Below are 17,322 nucleotides of genomic sequence, written 5' to 3'. Positions count from 1 at the left end.
ATCCGCTCACACAGGGTCGCGGGTCATGGTCCAGGCCGTTGCTTGATCGCGTGAGTCACGCTGTTCGGTGCGTCCACCTCAAGCGATCACGCTCTAGTCCGCGCCGGCCGGGGTCAGCCGCGCCAGCTCAGCCCGCAGCACCGCGCGGTCGATCGGCTTCGTCAGATGCCCGTCCATGCCCGCCGCGCGGATGGCCGCGCCGTCCTCCGGCATGGCATAGGCGGTGAGGGCGACGACCGGCACGCGGCCCATCGGCCCCGGCAGGGCGCGGATCAGCCCCGTGGTCGCGTAGCCGTCCAGCCCGGGCATGCCGATATCCATCAGCACCAGGTCCGGCCGCGCCCCGGCCCGCAGGGCGGCCAACGCCTGCGACCCGTCCGCCGCTTCCAGCACCGCATGGCCATCCTGCTCCAGCATGGCGCGGGCGATCCGTCGGTTGGCCGCGGCATCGTCGACGACGAGGATGCGCAGCCCGTCGCGCGGCGACAGGACCAGAGGGGCGGGAATTAGGGCGGGTGCGGCCGGTCCTGCGGCGGGCAGCGGCAGGCTGGCGGTGAAGCGGCTGCCGCGCCCCTCCGGCCCCGGGCAATAATCGAGCCGGCCGTCCATGGCGCGCGCCAGCGCGGCGCTGATGGCGAGGCCGAGGCCGGTGCCGCGCCCGGCCTCGCTCTCCTGCCGCGCCTGGGCGAACTCGACGAAGAGGTTCTCCCGCAACTCGGCCGGAACCCCCGGGCCGGTATCGAGGACGGCGAGGCTCAGCCCGCCCTCCGGCAGGCAGCGCGCCTCGAGGGTCACGGCGCCGCCCGCCGGCGTGAACTTCACGGCATTGCCCAGCAGGTTCAGCAGGATCTGCCGCAGCCGCACCGGATCGGCGAGCAGCGTCCCCGGCAGGTCGGGCGCCAGGTCCGGCACCAGGTCGATCCGCTTCTCCGCCGCGGCGCCGCGGACCAGGTCCAGCGCCTCCCGCAGCAGGTCCCGCAGCGGCACAGGCCGCGGCGCGAGCTCGAGCCGGCCGGCCTCGATGCGGGTGAGGTCGAGCACGTCGTTGACGATGGCCAGCAGGTGCCGCCCCGCCTGCTCAAGCGTCTCCGCCTGCTCGCGCTGGTGGGCCGAGAGCGTGGGGTCCCGCGCCAGCACCTGCGCCATGCCGAAGACGCCGTTGAGCGGGGTGCGCAGTTCATGGCTCATGCGGGCGAGGAAGCGGGACTTCTCCCGGCTCGCCGCGGTGGCGGTGTCGCGCGCCCGGGTCAGCACCGCCTCGGTCGCCAGGGCGCTGCGCTCCCCGGCCAGGGCGACGAGCAGCACCGCATGGCTGGCGAGCAAGGCGACGCCGATGATGGCGATGATGTCGTCCCACATCGCTGCCGGCGCCTCGCCGCCATGGCTGTGGAAGGGCAGGAGGAAGGCCAATCCGGCGCGCGCCGCATAGGTGACGCCGTGCGCGATCAGCACGCCGACCGCCGCGCGGTGCGAGGGCAGCCGGTGCCGCCGCATGCCCTGGCGGAAGGCCTGCGCATTCGCCAGGCTGTAGAGCGTGATGATCGTCGAGCCCAGCGCGACGCGCTCGGGCAGGGAGGTGAGAAAGCCGGGCAGCAGGCAGAAGATGCCCCAGGCCGCCGCGCCCGCCAGCAGGCCCGGCGCATGCACGCTGAGGCCGGAGAAGCGCCGTGTGCCGCCCCAGAGCAGGCCGTAGCCGAAGCAGACGGCGGCATTGCCGAGCAGGATCGGGATCCAGTCCGGCACCAGTCCGCGCAGCGCGAAGACCGGCATCGACAGCGCCCAGGCGACATGCGCGGCGGCCCACCAGGTCAGGGCCGGCTGGGTCCTGTCGCGCCGCCAGATGAGGAGGAACAGCCAGGCGAAGACGGCCGCCAGGGCGAAGCTGAGCGCGACTCGGGCGGATGTGGTCAACTGCAAGAGACATGCACCCTGCGAGGACACAGGCAGGGAACGCACGCAAAAGGCGTTCTCTGCGATGTTTTCTTAATCCCAGGTTGTATAGCGGGTCATGCATTCCGGGAGCAACCGTCTCCCGCTCCGGATTGCGCGCCCCGGATTGTGCATCCCGGCTTGTGCGTCTGGCGCGGCTGGCGACCCCTGCGCGCCGGCTCTTCAGCGTCCGCGGGACTGGTCCGGCCAGAATCGCACGCCGGCGCGTGCCAGGCCGCCGCCGAGGCCGATCGCCGTGCCATCCGCCCGCCAGCAGGCGGCGCCCTCGAGCATCCCCTCGGGCCCGAAGCCGATCGCGCACATGCCGCCCGCGACATGCGGCAGCATCAGCGGCGCATGGCCGAGCGCGCGCAGCCCGGCCTCGGCCGCGCTGCCGAAGCCCGCCTCCATCTCGAGGGCCTGGCCCTGGGTCCAGAGCCGCGGCGCCTCCACCGCCTCCTGCAGGCTCATCCCGTGGTCGATCAGGTTGATCAGCGCCTGCATGGCCGAGCCGAAGATGCGCAATCCCCCGGGTAGGCCGAGCGCCACCATCGGCACCCCGTCGCGCAGCGCGATCAGCGGCGCCTGGCTGGTGGTGATCCGCTTGCCGGGCGCGATGGAGAGGGCATGGCCCGGCCGCGGGTCGAACAGCGCCATGTAGTTGTTCGGGATCAACCCGAGCGCCGGGATCAGGAAGCGGGCGCCGAACAGGCTGTTGATGGTGTGCGTCGCGCAGAGGATGCGGCCCTCGGCATCGGCGACGGTCAGATGCGTGGTGTTCGGGCTCTCGCCCGCGGCCGGCACGCCGGCAGACCAGGCCTGCGCCCGGCCCGGGTCGATCGCCGCGCGCCGCTCGGCGGCATAGGATTTGGAGAGCAGCGTCTCGACCGGCACCGGGACGAAATCCGGATCGGCGGTGGCGGCGGCGCGGTCGGCGAAGGCGATCTTCAGCGCCTCGGCGATCAGGTGGCAACTCTCGGCCGTGCCGAAGCCGAGATGCTGCAGGTCGAAGCCCTCCAGGATGTTCAGCATCTGGATGACATGCACGCCGCCGGAGGAGGGCGGCGGCGGCCCCACCACCTCGATGCCGCGATAGGTGCCGCGGACCGGGGCGCGGGCGACGAGGCGCATGTCGCGCAGGTCGGCCGCCGTCAGCAGGCCGCCGCGGCGGGCGACCTCCTCGGCGACCAGCGCCCCGAGCGCGCCGCCATGCAGCGCCCCTGGCCCCTCGCGGGCGATGGTCTCGAGCGTCTCCGCCTGGGCGCCGATGACGAGCCGCGCCCCGGCCGGCAGCGGCGTGCCGCCGGGCAGCAGCAGGGCGGCGATGGCAGGGTCGCGCGCCAGGTCCGGCGCCGCCTCGGCGATGCATTCGGCGAGATAGGGCGTGACCGCGAAGCCGCGCCGGGCGAGGCGGATGGCCGGCGCCACGACATCGGCGCGCGGCAGCCGCCCGTGCCGCTCCAGCGCCGCGCACCAGGCGAGCAGGTTGCCGGGCACCGCGACGGCGCGCGGGCCGACCGCATTCTCCCGCCCCACCGTCTCGAGCGCCGCCGGCCAGTCCTGGCTGACCGGCGTGAACATGTCCGGCCTTCCGGCAGCGGGCACGGTGGAGAGGCCGTCCAGCACCTCGTGCCGGCCATCGGGCAGGCGCAGATGCGTCATGCCGCCACCGAGCAGCCCGACCATCATCGGCTCGACCACGGTGAGAGCGAAGAGGGCGGCGATGCCGGCATCCACCGCATTGCCGCCGGCCGCCAGCATCTCGGCGCCGGCGGCGGAGGCGAGGGGATGGTTGGTCACGACCATGCCGCGGCTGCCGAGGGCCGGCTGCTTCTCGGAGGCGAAGGCGGTCCCGGCGCGGCTGCGCCACTCATTGGGTGCGCGGCTGCGCCACTCATTTGATGCGCGGCTGCGCCATTCGGATGCGATCATGGCGGGAGCCTCCATCCGATCGGTACTGCCGGCAAGCCCGCGGTGGCGCGCGCGGGAAGCCCGTTGCAAGCTGCCGCGACTGCCGCGAGGGAGAACCGATGACCGCCATCCGCCTCGATGCCGCCACCGACATCCTCGGCGTCGTCGACGTCCAGCCCACCTTCATGCCGGGTGGCGAGCTGCCGGTGGCCGGGGGGGAGGCGGTGGTGCCGGTGATCAACCGGCTGCTGGCCGGGCCCTTCGCGCATGCCTTCGCCACCCAGGACTGGCATCCGCCCGGGCATTCCTCCTTCGCCTCCTCGCATCCGGGCCGGGCGCCCTTCGAGAGCATCGAGATGCCCTACGGCCCGCAGACCCTCTGGCCGGACCATGCCATCCAGGGCAGCGCGACGGCCGCGCTGCATCCGGCCCTGGCGCCGGCACGACTCGAGCTGGTGATCCGCAAGGGCTTCCGGCCGGAGGTCGACAGCTACTCCGCCTTCTTCGAGAACGACCGGCGGACCACGACCGGGCTGCATGGCTGGCTGCGGGAGCGCGGCGTGACGCGGCTCTTCCTCGCCGGCCTCGCCACGGATTACTGCGTCGCCTATTCGGCCGAGGATGCGGCGCGGCTCGGCTACCAGGTCTTCGTCATCGAGGAGGCCTGCCGCGGCATCGGCCTGCCGGTGGAGGGCGGCGGCACCACCATCGACGCGGCGCGCCGGCGGCTGGAAGCCATGGGCGTCCGCTTCGTCGGCACCGCTGCCTTCGCCTGATCCCGTTGCCCTGCCGCGGCTTCGCCGCGGCAGGCTGTGACGCACTTACGATCAAAAGCGAATCACGGGGCCCCCGCGACGGCGCGCAGCGACGTCGTGGGGATGGCTAGAACGCCCGGCTCAGCCCCGCCAGCACCGTCCGCCTGAGCCCGTATTGCGGCGCGCCGACGCCGATGCCACTGCCGTCGCGCAGCTGGTAGATGCTGTCGAAGGCGTTGATGAGGTCGAGCCGCGCCGTCCAGATGCCGCCATCCGGCCCGGTGAAGTCCTGCGCCACGCCGAAATTGAAGGTGGCATAGGCCGGCAGCTTCTCGGAATTGGCGAAGCCGCGCCGCAGCCCGTTGCCGTAGAGCATGCTGGCCGAGAGCCGGCCGCCCTCCCAGCCTCGCCAGATGGCGCCGGCCGAGCCGGTGAAGAGCTGGTCGTGATCGGTGCGGACATATTTGCCGGCGATGTAGTCCAGCTCCTCGGCATCGAAGGTGAACTGTGCCGAGCGGATGTCCCGCGCCGCCGAGCGGCTGATGGCGAGGTTGCCGTAGACCAGCCAGCGCTCGCTGCGCCAGTTGCCGCTGAACTCGACGCCGTAGATCTTGCCCTGGCGGTAGTTGAAGGGCGTGAAGATCAGCGCGTTGCCGAACTGCCCGAAATCGAGCAGGTCCCGCACGTCCTTGTAATAGGCATCGACGCCGAGGGTGAGGCGCTCGCCCAGGCGCTGCGAGACGCCGATGTCGAAGCGATGCGCCCGCTCCGGCCGCACCGGGTCGTTCCGCAGGTTCGCCGGCGCGCCGGTGGTCCCCTCGAATTGCGCCAGCGTGGCGTTCGAGACCAGCTCGAATTGCGGCGGGGTGAAGGTGCGGGCGTAGCCGGCATGGACCGTGGTGGTGTCGGTCGGCCGCCAGACCAGGTTGACGCGCGGGGAGAGTTGCCCGGCGGTGACGTATTCCACCATCTGGTCCCAGCGCAGGCCGAGATTGAGCGTCAGCCGGTCGGTGATGCGCCACTCATCCTGCATGTAGGCGCCGTAGAGCCAGCCGGTGCGGCCGAAGCGGTCGGTCAGGGTGAAGGGGTCGTCCACCGCCTCGCCCGCGGCATCGAGCGGCAGGACGGTGGTGTCGCTGCGGAAGCGGGCGCGCTCGCCGGTCACCTGGAAGCCGGCGCGCAGCGTGTGGCGCTCGCTCACCCGCCAGGCGGCGTCGGTCTGCGCGCCCATGGCGAGGCTGCCGCGATAGACATCCGAGGCGACGCCGTTGAACACCATCTCCCCCACCACGCTCGGCACGTAATGGATGGAGGAGGAGCGGATGAAGGGCGCGATCTGCAGGTCGACATCGCCCCAGCTCTTCTGCAGGGCGGCGGTGCCGTACCAGGTGCGCTCCCATTGCCGGGCGCGCAGCGCGGTGCTGTCGAAGTCGGAGACGCCATAGGCGGTGTATTCCGGCGCGATCCCGGGCGTGGTCGGGATGCGGAAGCGGTTCAGCGAGGTGCCGGCGATGAGCGAGAGACGGGTCGTGTCGTCGAGCTGGCGGGCGGCATAGGCGAGGCCGCGCGTCTGCTCCGTGCCGCCGTTGCGCGCCTGCCAGGAGCTGGTCGGGTTCTCGATCCCCTGGTCGCTGCGGAGGAAGCTGCCGCTGGCGAAGACGTCCCAGCCGCCGATCAGCCCGGCCCAGTTGGCATAGGGCTGGACCGTGCCGCGCGAGCCGCCCTGCACGCCGACGGAGCCGCCGGGATCGAGCGCGCCGCTGCGCGTCTCGAGGTCGATGACGGCGTTGGTGCGGAAGCCGAATTGCGCCGGCAGGGCGCCGGTGAGGACGGAGACGCTGCGCAGCGAGCGGGCATCGAAGACCTGGCCGAAGCCGGAAAGCCCCTCGGGCAGCGCCACGCCGTTCAGCCGGTATTGCAGGTTGCGGTGCTCGCCGCGGACATGGATGTCGCCGAAGCTGTCCTGCACCACGCCGGGGGTCTGCAGCAGCACCTGGTTCAGCGGCTGCGCGCCGCCGCCGGGCAGCGCCTCGATCGTCTCGCGGTCCACCGTCGTCTCGCGCGCGCCGAAGCGGGCGAGGATGCCCTGTCGCGCCGCCGCGGCGCGCTGCGCCTGCACCACCAGCTCCGGCAGCGTCGTCACCGCGGCATCGGCCGGTTGCGGGGCGGCCGGCTGGCCCGCCGGCTGGGGCATGGTCTGCTGGCCCGTGGCCGGCTGGGCGAAGGCGGGCAGGGCGAGGGGCGCGAGCAGGAGGCCGAGGCCGAGGCGGTGGGTCATGGGTAGAGTTATATTATAACGTAACCGCTCGACAAGGCTGCTGCGGCGCGTTTTTCCCAGCCGCCGCGCTACCAGGGCAGGGCGAAGACGCGCCCGTGCCGTGCCAGCGGCGCCGCATCCGCGCCGGCCGCCCCGAAGGCGCCCCAGAGCGAGACCGAGACGCTGTCGAGCACCGGGATGCCGAACTCGGCCTCGAGCCGCGGCGCCACGCGGGCGCCGCGGAAATTGGTGCAGTGGATGGCGATCGCCTCCGGCCCCGCCGCGGCCACCTCGCGCACCAGCCGCTCGATCACCACCTCGCCATGCGTGGCGAAGCTGAAATTGCCCGGATCCTCCAGATGCCGCTCGGCGACGCAGTCGAGCCCGGCCTCGGCCCAGCGCGCCGCGATCGCCCGCTGCACCTCGCCCAGATAGGGCGTCACCAGCCCGACCCGGCGCGCGTCGAGGGCGGCCAGGGCGCGCATGAGGGCGAGCGTCGCGGTGGTCGCCGGGATGCCGGTGCGTTCGGCGATGGCGGCGCAGAGCGCGCGGTCCTGCTCGAGGCCGAGCCAGGCGCCCGAGGTGCCGTTCCAACAGATCGCATGCACCTTGGCATCGGCCAGCAGATCCGCCGCGGCAAGGACCGGCGCGAGGTCGAATTGCGACCGCGATCCCGCGCCCATGTCGATCGCCACCACGCGGAAGCGGGCGAAATGCGCCGTGGCCGCCGGCAGGTCGGCGAGCAGCGCCGCGGTCAGCGGCTCCAGCACGGTGTTCGAGGAGGGGGTGAGCATGCCGAGGCGGAGGGGGCTGTCCATGCTCCCTTCTCCGGCAGCGGCGGCCGGATGGTCAACGGCGCGGCGCGGCGCGTGCGGCGCGGCACGGCGGGCGGAAGGCCGGCATGGCAGCGTCGGGCCCGGATCGCGGGCAGGGCGCAGGCCCGGCGGCGAGGGCCCGGGCGAGACGGGCGCGGTGATCGAGGAGACGCGTGGTGCGAGCCGCAACCTGGTGGCGGCGGGGGGCGCGGTTGGCCGTGCTGCTCGCCCTCTTGCTGACCCCCTTGCTTGCCCTGGCCGCGGCGCGGGCCGCGGAGCCGATGCCGGACCCGCCCGGCGGCAGCGAGGTGCTGCCGCTCGGCCCAGCCTTCGGCATCCTCACCCTGCCGCGCACCGCGCCGCCAACAGGGCATCGGTCAGCGGGGCGGAGGCCAGGCGAGCCTTGGCCGGTGGCGATCCTGCTGCCCGATGTCGATGGCGGCACGACGGGCGTCATCGCCTATGGCGACCGGCTGCTGGAGAACGGCATCGCCCTGCTCGAATCCCCCGAGGGCGCCGAGGCCCGGACCGAGGCCTGGCTCGCGGCCGGCCTCGCCGCCATCGCCGGCGATGCGCGGCTCGATGGCCGGCGCGTCGCCGTGCTCGGCCTCGGCGCCGGCGCGCGCGCGGCCCTGCTGGCGCTCGCCGCCCAACCAGCCCCGATGGCAGCCCCGATGGCAGCCCCGGTGGCCCTGGCGCTGCTCTATCCGGGCTGCGACGCGACGCTGGCGGAGGCCGCCCGGGGCCTCGCGGTGGGGCGCGTGCTGCTGCTGCATGGCGAGGCCGATCCGGCGAACGGCGCCGCGGCCTGCGAGGCGCTGGCGGCCGCCATCCCGCCCGCCGCGCGGGCGCGGCGCCGCATGCTGGCCGGCACCGGCTATGGCTGGGATGCGCTCGGCCTGGCGCCGCCCGGCGCCGCGCTGCTGCTGCCGGACCCGACCGGGCAGGGTGGGCGGCTGCGCGCCTGGCCCGACCCGGCCGCGACGCTGGTCGCCGCCGACCACCTCCTCGGCTTCCTGCTCGCCGCCTTCGGGCGCTGAGGCCGGCAGTCGCGCGGCATGCTATCCTCGGCGGCGGAGCCGCTGCCCGTGACGCCCCCCTCCGTGACCCCGCCGGTCCGCAAGATCTGCCATGTCGATCTCGACGCCTTCTATGCCAGCGTCGAGCAGCGCGACGACCCCGCCCTGCGCAGCCGGCCGCTGGCCGTCGGCGGCTCGCGCGAGCGCGGCGTGGTGGCGGCGGCGAGCTACGAGGCGAGGCGCTTCGGCGTCCGCTCCGCCATGCCCTCCAGCCAGGCGCTGCGGCTCTGCCCCGAGCTGGTCTTCGTGAAGCCGCGCTTCGAGGTCTACCGCGCCATCTCGCGCCAGATCCGCGGCATCTACGAGGCCTACACGCCGCTGGTCGAGCCGCTCTCGCTCGACGAGGCCTATCTCGACGTCACCGAGAACCTGAAGGGCATCCCCTGGGCCAGCCGCATCGCCACCGAGATCCGCGCGGCGATCCGCGCGGAGACCGGGCTGACCGCCTCGGCCGGCGTCTCCTACAACAAGTTCCTCGCCAAGCTCGCCTCCGACCACCGCAAGCCGGATGGGCAGTTCGTCATCACGCCGGAGATGGGGCCGGGCTTCGTCGAGGGGCTGGAGGTGGCGCGCTTCCACGGCGTCGGCCCGGCGACGGCGGCGAAGATGCACCGGCTCGGCATCCGCACCGGCCGCGACCTGCGCGAACGCCCGCTCGCCTTCCTGCAGCAGCATTTCGGCAAGGCCGGGGCGCATTTCCACGCCATCGCCCGCGGCGAGGACGACCGGCCGGTGCGGCCCGACCGGCCGCGCCGCTCGAGCGGCAGCGAGACCACCTATCCGCAGGACCTGACCGAGACGGGGCAGGTGGAGGCCGGGGTGGCGGCGCTGGCGGCCGAAGTGGCGGCGTGGTGCGAGCAGCATCGCTGGTTCGGCCGCACGGTGACGGTGAAGCTGCGCTACGCCGATTTCCGCACCGTCACCCGCAGCCGCACCCGGCCGCTGCCGGTGCGGGACCGCGAGGCGCTCATCGCGGCGGCGCTCGAGCTGGTGCGCGGGCTGTTCCCGCTGCGGCGGCCGGTGCGGCTGCTCGGCGTGACGGTGGGCGCGGCGGAAGCGGAGGCGGGGGCGCAGCCGAGCTTCGATTTCGGGCATCCGCCGCCCGCCGGGGGATGAGCTGCGCGGCGAGGGGTCAGCCGGCGGGCCCGCCGGCGCCGAGGCCGGCGAGCAGCAGGTCGAGATGCGCCGCCTGCATGGCGGCGAGGTCGGGCGCGGCATCGCCGAGGATCATCTGCCAGACCGAGCCGGCCACGGCCGGCGCCATGATCACCGCGGCGAGGCCGGGCAGCGCGGCCGCCGCCGGGCGGAACTCGCCCGAGGCGATGCCGGCGCGCAGCACCGCCTGCGCGATGCCGAGGGCGCGTTCCAGGATCTCCCGGCGGTAGAACTCCGCCAGGGCCGGGACGCGTTCGGCCTCGGTGAGGATGAGGCGGAAGAGGGCGCGCTCGCGCTGCTCCTCGCGGATGCGCGCATAGGCCAGGCCGATCAGGTCGGCGAGCAACTGCCGCGCCGAGCCCTGGAAGCCGCTGAGCCGCCGCTCCGCATCCTCGAAGATCGGCCGGGCGCAGGCCGCGATGCTCGCCTGGAACAGCTCGGCCTTGGAGGGGAAGTAGTGGTAGATCAACCCCTTGGCGATGCCGGCGCGGCTGGCGACCGCCGCCATGCGGGCGCCGGCATAGCCGCGCTCGGCGAACTCCTCGATCGCCGCCTCCAGGATCTGCGGCATGCGCGCCTCGGGCGGCAGGCGAGAGCGGGTTTCCTGCCGGGGCGTTGCCCCGTCCGTCGCGTCCCGCCCCGCGGCCTCGGTCATCGGTCCGTCATCCCTCGATCCGGTTGTTGACCTTTCGGTCAGTATCACTAGATTGCCTGTCGCAGCTATTGACCATCTGGTCAATGGCCGGTGAGAGGAGAGGCCGGGAGGCCCGAGGACCAGCATGCCGGACCACCCGCTTCCTGATCGGCTCACCTCCGATCAGCTCACCAGGGGCGATGCGACGCGCCCCGCGGCGCGGCGTCGCGGCCTGTGGCTCGGCCTGGCGGCGCTCGTCCCGCTGCTCGCCGGCGCCGGGCTCTGGCTGGCCCTGCGCCCGGCCCCGCCCGCCCCGCTCCCGACCACCTCGCCCTTGGCCGCCGCCGTGGAGCCGCCGCCGGCGCTGACCGTCGGCCTGATTCCGGTGCGGCGGCTGGCGCTGCGCCGCCCGGCGATCGGCGACGGCTCGGTCACCGCCTGGCAGGAGCTGGTGATCGGCACCGAGACCGGTGGGCTGCGCGTGGTTGAAGTGGGTTTTGAGGAGGGCGATGCGGTGCGGCAGGGCCAGGTGCTGGTCCGGCTCGACCCCGCCCTGCCAGCGGCCCAGCTGGCGCAGGCCGAGGCGGCCGAGGCCGAGGCCGAGGCGGCGCTGCGCATCGCCGAGGCCGATCTCCGCCGCTCGACCGAGCTCGCCCGCACCGAGAGCGTCGCCCGCCAGACCCTCGAGCAGCGCCAATCCGCGACCCGGCAGGCGGCGGCGCGCCTCGCGGCCGCCCGCGCCCGCCGCGAGGAAGCGGCGGCGCGCCTCGCCCAGACCCGCATCCTGGCGCCGAGCGACGGCATCGTCTCCCGCCGCAGCGTCCTGCCCGGCGCCGTGGTGCAGCCCGGGCAGGAGATGCTGCGGCTGATCCGCGACGGGAGGCTGGAGCTCGATGCCCGGGTGCCGGAGCTCGACCTCGCCGGCATCGCCCCGGGCCAGGCGGCGCGGGTCTTCCATGGCGAGCGCGAGATCCCGGCGCGGGTGCGGGCGGTGGCGCCGGTGGTGGCCGGCGACACGCGGCTCGGCATCGTGCACCTGACCCTGCCGCCCGACTCCGGATTGCGGCCCGGCATGTTCGCGCGCGGCGAGATCACGCCGCCCGCCGCCGCTCCGGTCCTCGCCGTGCCGCAGGAGGCGGTGGTGTTCCGCAATGGCGCGCCGGTGGTCTTCGTGCTGGCCGAGGGCGCCGAGCATGTCGAGGCGCGCCGCATCGCCACCGGCCTGCGCCAGGACGGGCAGGTGGAGGTCGTCTCCGGCCTCGCCGAGGGCGAGCGCGTGGTGGCGACCGGCGCCGGCTTCCTCAGCGAGGGCGACCGCGTCGCCCTGGCGCGCTGAGGGAGGCTGGCCATGGCATCCGCCCCCACCCCCGATGCGGGGACCGAGTACCGCAACATCTCCGCCTGGGCGATCCGCAACCCGATCGCCACCGTGGTGCTGTTCCTGCTGCTGACGGTGGGCGGGCTGGTCGCCTTCCCGAGCCTTCGCATCAACAACACGCCCGATATCGACCTGCCCGCCGTCGTCGTCACCGTGCTGCAGCCCGGCGCCGCGCCGGCCGAGCTGGAGACGCAGGTGACGCGCCGGATCGAGGACGCGGTCGCCGGCATCGGCGACGTCAAGCACATCACCTCCATCGTGCAGGACGGCACCTCGACCACGGTGATCGAGTTCTCCCTGGCCAAGGACCCCGACCGCGCCACCAACGACGTGCGCGACAAGGTGGCGCAGATCCGCGCCGACCTGCCGGCGGCGATCCGCGACCCGATCGTCAGCCGCATCGAGATCACCGGCGGCGCCATCCTCACCTATACGGTGGCGGCGCCGGCGATGAGCACGGCCGAGCTCTCCTGGTTCGTCACCGACACCGTGGCGAAGTCGCTGCTCGCCGTGCCGGGCGTCGCCCAGGTGAACCGGGTCGGCGGGGTGGAGCGGGAGATCCGCGTGGCGCTGCGGCCGGACCGGCTGCTCGCCCTCGGCATCACCGCGGCGCAGGTGAACGCCCAGCTGCGCGACGCCAACATCAACCTCCCCGGCGGCCGCGGCACGCTCGGCGCCAGCGAGCAGAGCATCCGCACCCTGGGCTCGGCCGCCTCGGTCGAGGCGCTGCGGGCGCGGCCGATCATCCTCTCGAACGGCCGCACGGCGCGGCTTGGCGACCTGGCCGAGGTGACGGATTCGCATGCCGAGATTCGCACCGCGGCGCGGCTCGACGGACGGCCGGTGGTGGCCTTCGAGGTGCTGCGCACCCGCGGCTCCTCCGAGGTGCGGGTGGCGCGCGAGGTCGCGGCGCGGGCGGCGCTGCTGGAGGCCGAGCATCCCGGCATCGAGATCCGCAAGGTCACCTCCACCACCGCCTTCGTCGAGGCCGGCTATCACGGCGCCATCGAGGCGCTGCTGGTCGGCTCGGCGCTGGCGGTGCTGGTGGTCTGGATCTTCCTGCGCGACTGGCGGGCGACGCTGGTGGCCTGCGTCGCCATGCCGCTCTCGCTGATCCCGACCTTCCTCGTCCTCTCCTGGCTCGGCTACGCGCTGTCCAACATCACCCTGCTGGCGCTGACCCTGGTCGTCGGCGTGCTGGTGGACGACGCCATCGTCGAGATCGAGAACATCGTCCGGCATCTCCGCAGCCGGCCGGAGCAGGGGGCCTATCGCGCCGCGCTCGCGGCCTCGGCCGAGATCGGCCTCGCCGTCATGGCGACGACCGGCGCCATCCTCGCCGTCTTCATCCCGGTCGCCTTCATGCCGGGCATCCCGGGGCAGTTCTTCCGGCAGTTCGGCCTGACCGTCGCCGCCGCCGTCACCTTCTCGCTGCTGGTCGCGCGGCTGCTGACGCCGCTGATGGGCGCCTATCTGCTGCGCCAGCCGCGCGAGCACCGCTCGGAGGAGGTGGGGGAGGGGGTGGTCGGGAGGCGCTACCTCGCTTTGCTCGGCTGGTGTCTCCGGCATCGGTGGGCGACGCTGGCGGGCGCGACCGGCTTCTTCCTGCTCTCCCTCGCTTTGGTGCCGCTGATCCCCTCGGACTTCGTCCCGGCCGCCGATCGCGGCCGCTCGGCGCTGGCGCTCGAGCTCGCCCCGGGCGCGACCTTGGCCGAGACCGATGCCGCGGTGCGGCGGGCGACGGCGATCCTGAATGCGCGGCCGGAGGTCGCCTCGGTCTTCGCCTCCCTCGGCACCGCGACGGTCGCCGGCGGCCCCGGCATGGGCAGCACCACGCGCGAGGGCGACCCGCGCAACGCCAACCTGATCGTCACCCTGCTGCCGCGCGGCGAGCGGGCGCTCAGCCAGCAGGGCTTCGAGGCGGCGGTGCGGCCGGCGCTGGAGGCCATTCCCGGCGCCCGCATCCGCTTCGGCGCCGACGGGATGAGCGGCTCCAAGGCCTCCATAACCCTGATCGGCGACGACGCCGCGGCGCTGGCCGGGGCGGCGCGCGAGCTGGAGCGGCAGATGCGGACCATCCCCGGCCTCTCCGGCGCCCGCTCGGTCGCCAGCCTGGAGCGGCCGGAGCTGCAGATCCTGCCCCGCGATGCCCGCGCCGCCGAGCTCGGCGTCTCGGCGGCGGCGATCGGCGCCACGGCGCGCATCGCCACCATCGGCGATATCGACCAGTCGCTCGCCCGCTTCACCCTGCCCGACCGGCAGATCCCGATCCGCGTCATGCTGGCGGAATCGGCCCGCACCGACATGGATGCGCTGCGCAGCCTGCGCGTCGCCGGCCGCGCCGAGGTCACCGTGCCGCTCGAGGCGGTGGCGGAGATCCGGCACGGCGCCGGCCCGGCGCAGATCGACCGGCTGGACCGGGTGCGCAAGGCGACGGTGGAGGCGGAGCTGAACGGCATGCCGCTCGGCGAGGCGACGGCGCTGGTCGCCGCCCTGCCGATCATGAAGAACCTGCCGGCCGGGGTGCGGGAGCGCGAGACCGGCGACAAGGAGGTGATGACCGAGCTTTTCGGCGGCTTCATCGTCGCGCTCGGCACCGGCGTGCTGCTGATCTACCTGGTGCTGGTGCTGCTCTTCGGCGGCTTCCTGCAGCCGCTGACCATCATGTCGGCCCTGCCGCTCTCGCTCGGCGGCGCGCTGCTGGCGCTGCTGCTGGCGCAGAAGGCGCTCGGCGTCTCGGCGGTGATCGGCGTGCTGATGCTGATGGGCATCGTCGCCAAGAACTCGATCCTGCTGGTGGAATACGCCATCGAGGCGCGCCGGGCCGGCCTGGCGCGCAGCGCGGCGCTGTTCGAGGCGGCGCGCAAGCGGGCGCGGCCAATCGTCATGACGACGATCGCGATGACCGCCGGCATGGCGCATATCGCGGCCGGGCTCGGCGCCGATGCCGAGTTCCGCGCGCCGATGGCGCTGGTGGTGATCGGCGGGCTGATAACCTCGACGCTGCTCAGCCTGGTGGTGGTGCCGGTGGTCTACACCGTCGTCGACGATGCCGGGCAGCTGGCGCTGCGGGCCTGGCGTTGGCGGCCGGCCAGTGGCTTCGCGCCGGCTGAGATTGCAGTGATGGAGGGACAGGGGGCTGGCGGCGGTCCCGCTCGGCGACCGTGACCGCGGCCCGGGGGCCGCGGTCCGGTGCTCTTTTAGTGCGGGACGTTTCGCTCCCCGCGCCGTCTTGGTTCGGCGCGGAAGGTGTTTCCGTTGAGAGGAAATCGCCTTCCTCTCCAAGGGAGCACAGCTGATGGGGCGGGTCAAGCCCTCGTCAAGGCCGTGCGAGCATTCAAAATCGGGCGCAAGCGCCGCTCGATCTCGGCCCGCGCCGCCTGCAGCCGCTGCAGCACCTCCTGCCGGCGCGGCGGCTGCAGCCGGGCCGAGATGGCGGCGAGGCTGAGCGAGGCGACCGGATCGCCCGCCGGGCCGAAGATCGGCTGGCCGATCCCGGTGGTGCCCGGGACGAGGTCCTGCACCAGCGTGTAGCCGTCGCGGCGCGACGCCTCGATCCAGTGCCGCAGCCGCTCGTCATCCACGCCATGGGCGGCCCGCCCGGCCCGCTGCTCCGGGGCCAGCAGCAGGCGCTCGATCTCCGCCCGGTCCTGCAGGAAGGCGAGCAGGGCGACGCTGCCGGCGCCGAGGCCGAGCACCCTGCGGTCGCCGGGATTGGTGACGACGGCGCGGATCGGGTAGGTGCCGTCGATGCGCGAGACGCAGATGGCCATGTCGCCGGAGCGGAGCGTCAGATAGACGGTGTCCTGCGTCGCCTCCGACAGCGCCTGCATCACCGGATGCGCCACCTCCGCGAGGCCGAAGCGGTTGGCCGCGGCGAAGGCCCAGCCGGCGAGGCGCATGCCGAGATGGTAGCGGCCCCCCGCGGCTTCCTGCTCGATGAAGCCGTGCTCGGCCAGCGCCGCGACCAGCCGGTGCACCGTGGTCTGGCTGAAGCCGGAGCGGCGCACCAGGTCGACGAAGCGCAGGCCCGTGGCGCCGGCATCGGCGAGGGCGTTCAGCAGGACGGCGGCGCGACCGAAGGATTGTTCCAGGCCGCGCTCGCCAGGGGTGAAACTCCGCTCCATGGTCGCGGGCTGTACGGGCATCCCTGCTCCTGATCACGGGCCCGGTCGTTGACGCCGACACCCATTCATGTTTCGCTATAAAGAATTCGATTTCCTTTTAACGGAAATTTGTAACGCCGGCAAGCCGCCGATCCCGGCGCCGGGGAGGAGCGATGACGCAAGAGGCCCCGCCATCCGGCGCCTTTTCCGGCCTGGCCGGCGCCGTCGATTGCGACATCCATCCGGTGCCGCCCGACATGCGCGCCCTGCTGCCGCATCTCGACCCCTACTGGCGCGAGCATGTCGAGCGCCGCGGGCTGGAGCGGGAGAATCTCGACACCAGCGCCTATCCGCCCGGCGCGCCGATCAACGCCCGCCCGGACTGGCGGCTCCCGGCCGGGCCGCCCGGCAGCAGCCTCGCGGCGCTGCAGGCGCATCTGCTCGATCCGCTGGCGCCGCGCGCCGCCATCTGCAACCTGATCCATGGCGCGCAGATGATGATTAGCGAGGATCTCTCGGCTGGCCTTTGTCGCGGGCTCAACAACTGGCTGGCGGCCGAGTGGCTGGACCGCGACGACCGCCTGCGCGCCTCCATCACCGTGCCGGTGCACAGCCCGGAGCTGGCGGCGGAGGAGATCGAGCGCCTGGCGCCCGACCGCCGCTTCGTGCAGGTGCTGCTGCTGGCCATGACCGAGTTGCCGCTCGGGCGGCGCATGATGTGGCCGATCTACCGGGCGGCCGAGAAGCACGGCCTGCCGGTCGGCATCCATGCCGGGTCGAGCTTCCGCCACCCGCCGAGCGCCGGCGGCTGGGGGTCCTACTATCTCGAGGACTACGTCTCCTACGCCCAGGGCTTCGCGGGGGCGCTGAACTCGCTGCTGGCCGAGGGCGTGTTCCAGAAATTCCCGGCGCTCCGCGTGGTGCTGATCGAGAGCGGCGTCACCTGGCTGCCGGCCAGCCTGTGGCGCATCAACAAGACCTGGCGCGGGGTGCGGGCCGAGGTGCCCTGGCTGGACCGCCTGCCGGCCGATCTGGTGCGCCAGCATGTGCGCCTCACCCTGCAGCCCTTCGATGCGCCGCCCGATGCGCGGTCCCTCGAGGTGCTGCTCGACCAGCTCGGCTCCGACGAGCTCCTGCTCTTCTCCACCGACTATCCGCACTGGCATTTCGACGCGGCGGAGGGGCCGCTGCCGGCCGGGCTGCCGCCCGCCCTGTTGCGCAAGATCACGGTGGAGAACCCGCTGGCCACCTATCCGCGACTGGCGGCGGCCTGATGCCGCCCATCCTTCATACGGGAGACCTG

The 17,322-nt window shown here is 73.6% G+C and carries 12 protein-coding genes; 6 read left to right on the top strand and 6 right to left on the bottom strand.

Annotated features, from left to right (window positions below; genetic code table 11):
* Positions 1 to 93: 93 nt before the first annotated feature.
* Positions 94 to 1,911 carry an ATP-binding protein gene (locus HJG45_RS03230; RefSeq protein ID WP_171610606.1) on the bottom strand — a complete coding sequence of 606 codons (1,818 nt, stop codon included), beginning with the start codon at positions 1,909 to 1,911 and terminating at the stop codon, positions 94 to 96.
* A gap of 201 nt (positions 1,912 to 2,112) precedes the next feature.
* Positions 2,113 to 3,861, bottom strand: coding sequence for a gamma-glutamyltransferase (ggt, locus tag HJG45_RS03225; protein ID WP_171610605.1), 1,749 nt, complete (start codon positions 3,859 to 3,861; stop codon positions 2,113 to 2,115).
* Positions 3,862 to 3,959: 98 nt separating this feature from the next.
* Here ggt and pncA point away from each other — a divergent pair, with 98 nt between their 5' ends.
* A complete protein-coding gene (gene pncA / locus HJG45_RS03220) occupies positions 3,960 to 4,616 on the top strand; it encodes a bifunctional nicotinamidase/pyrazinamidase (protein ID WP_171610604.1) in 657 nt (218 codons plus the stop codon).
* A 106-nt stretch (positions 4,617 to 4,722) separates the two neighbouring features.
* Here pncA and HJG45_RS03215 read toward each other — a convergent pair whose 3' ends face one another.
* Positions 4,723 to 6,873, bottom strand: a complete 2,151-nt coding sequence (locus tag HJG45_RS03215; RefSeq protein ID WP_171610603.1) for a TonB-dependent receptor — start codon at positions 6,871 to 6,873, stop codon at positions 4,723 to 4,725.
* Between the two features lie 68 nt (positions 6,874 to 6,941).
* Positions 6,942 to 7,670, bottom strand: a complete 729-nt coding sequence (locus HJG45_RS03210; RefSeq protein WP_171610602.1) for an aspartate/glutamate racemase family protein — start codon at positions 7,668 to 7,670, stop codon at positions 6,942 to 6,944.
* Between the two features lie 173 nt (positions 7,671 to 7,843).
* On the opposite strand from HJG45_RS03210, the gene HJG45_RS03205 reads away from it, so the two are divergent.
* Positions 7,844 to 8,707 (top strand): hypothetical protein, encoded by an 864-nt coding sequence (locus HJG45_RS03205; protein WP_171610601.1) that lies wholly within the window; start codon positions 7,844 to 7,846, stop codon positions 8,705 to 8,707.
* A gap of 63 nt (positions 8,708 to 8,770) precedes the next feature.
* Positions 8,771 to 9,862 (top strand): DNA polymerase IV, encoded by a 1,092-nt coding sequence (dinB, locus tag HJG45_RS03200; RefSeq protein WP_368040504.1) that lies wholly within the window; start codon positions 8,771 to 8,773, stop codon positions 9,860 to 9,862.
* Positions 9,863 to 9,878: 16 nt separating this feature from the next.
* Here the strand turns inward: dinB and HJG45_RS03195 are convergent, their stop codons facing one another.
* The gene (locus HJG45_RS03195) at positions 9,879 to 10,556 is read right to left on the bottom strand and encodes a TetR/AcrR family transcriptional regulator (protein ID WP_171610599.1); all 678 of its coding nucleotides are present in this window, start codon (positions 10,554 to 10,556) and stop codon (positions 9,879 to 9,881) included.
* A 124-nt stretch (positions 10,557 to 10,680) separates the two neighbouring features.
* Here HJG45_RS03195 and HJG45_RS03190 point away from each other — a divergent pair, with 124 nt between their 5' ends.
* On the top strand, positions 10,681 to 11,871 hold the full coding sequence (locus HJG45_RS03190; protein WP_171610598.1) for an efflux RND transporter periplasmic adaptor subunit: 1,191 nt from the start codon (positions 10,681 to 10,683) through the stop codon (positions 11,869 to 11,871).
* 12 nt (positions 11,872 to 11,883) lie between these two features.
* Entirely contained in the window at positions 11,884 to 15,081 is a 3,198-nt protein-coding gene (locus HJG45_RS03185) for an efflux RND transporter permease subunit (protein ID WP_171610597.1), read from the top strand.
* Positions 15,082 to 15,221: 140 nt separating this feature from the next.
* Here the strand turns inward: HJG45_RS03185 and HJG45_RS03180 are convergent, their stop codons facing one another.
* On the bottom strand, positions 15,222 to 16,061 hold the full coding sequence (locus HJG45_RS03180) for an IclR family transcriptional regulator (RefSeq protein ID WP_171610596.1): 840 nt from the start codon (positions 16,059 to 16,061) through the stop codon (positions 15,222 to 15,224).
* Positions 16,062 to 16,192: 131 nt separating this feature from the next.
* On the opposite strand from HJG45_RS03180, the gene HJG45_RS03175 reads away from it, so the two are divergent.
* Positions 16,193 to 17,293, top strand: coding sequence for an amidohydrolase family protein (locus HJG45_RS03175; RefSeq protein ID WP_171610595.1), 1,101 nt, complete (start codon positions 16,193 to 16,195; stop codon positions 17,291 to 17,293).
* Positions 17,294 to 17,322: the final 29 nt, after the last annotated feature.

It is taken from the genome of Roseicella sp. DB1501, from assembly GCF_013112485.1.
Classification (GTDB): domain Bacteria; phylum Pseudomonadota; class Alphaproteobacteria; order Acetobacterales; family Acetobacteraceae; genus Paracraurococcus.
This window is presented reverse-complemented; position numbering and strand designations above follow the sequence as displayed.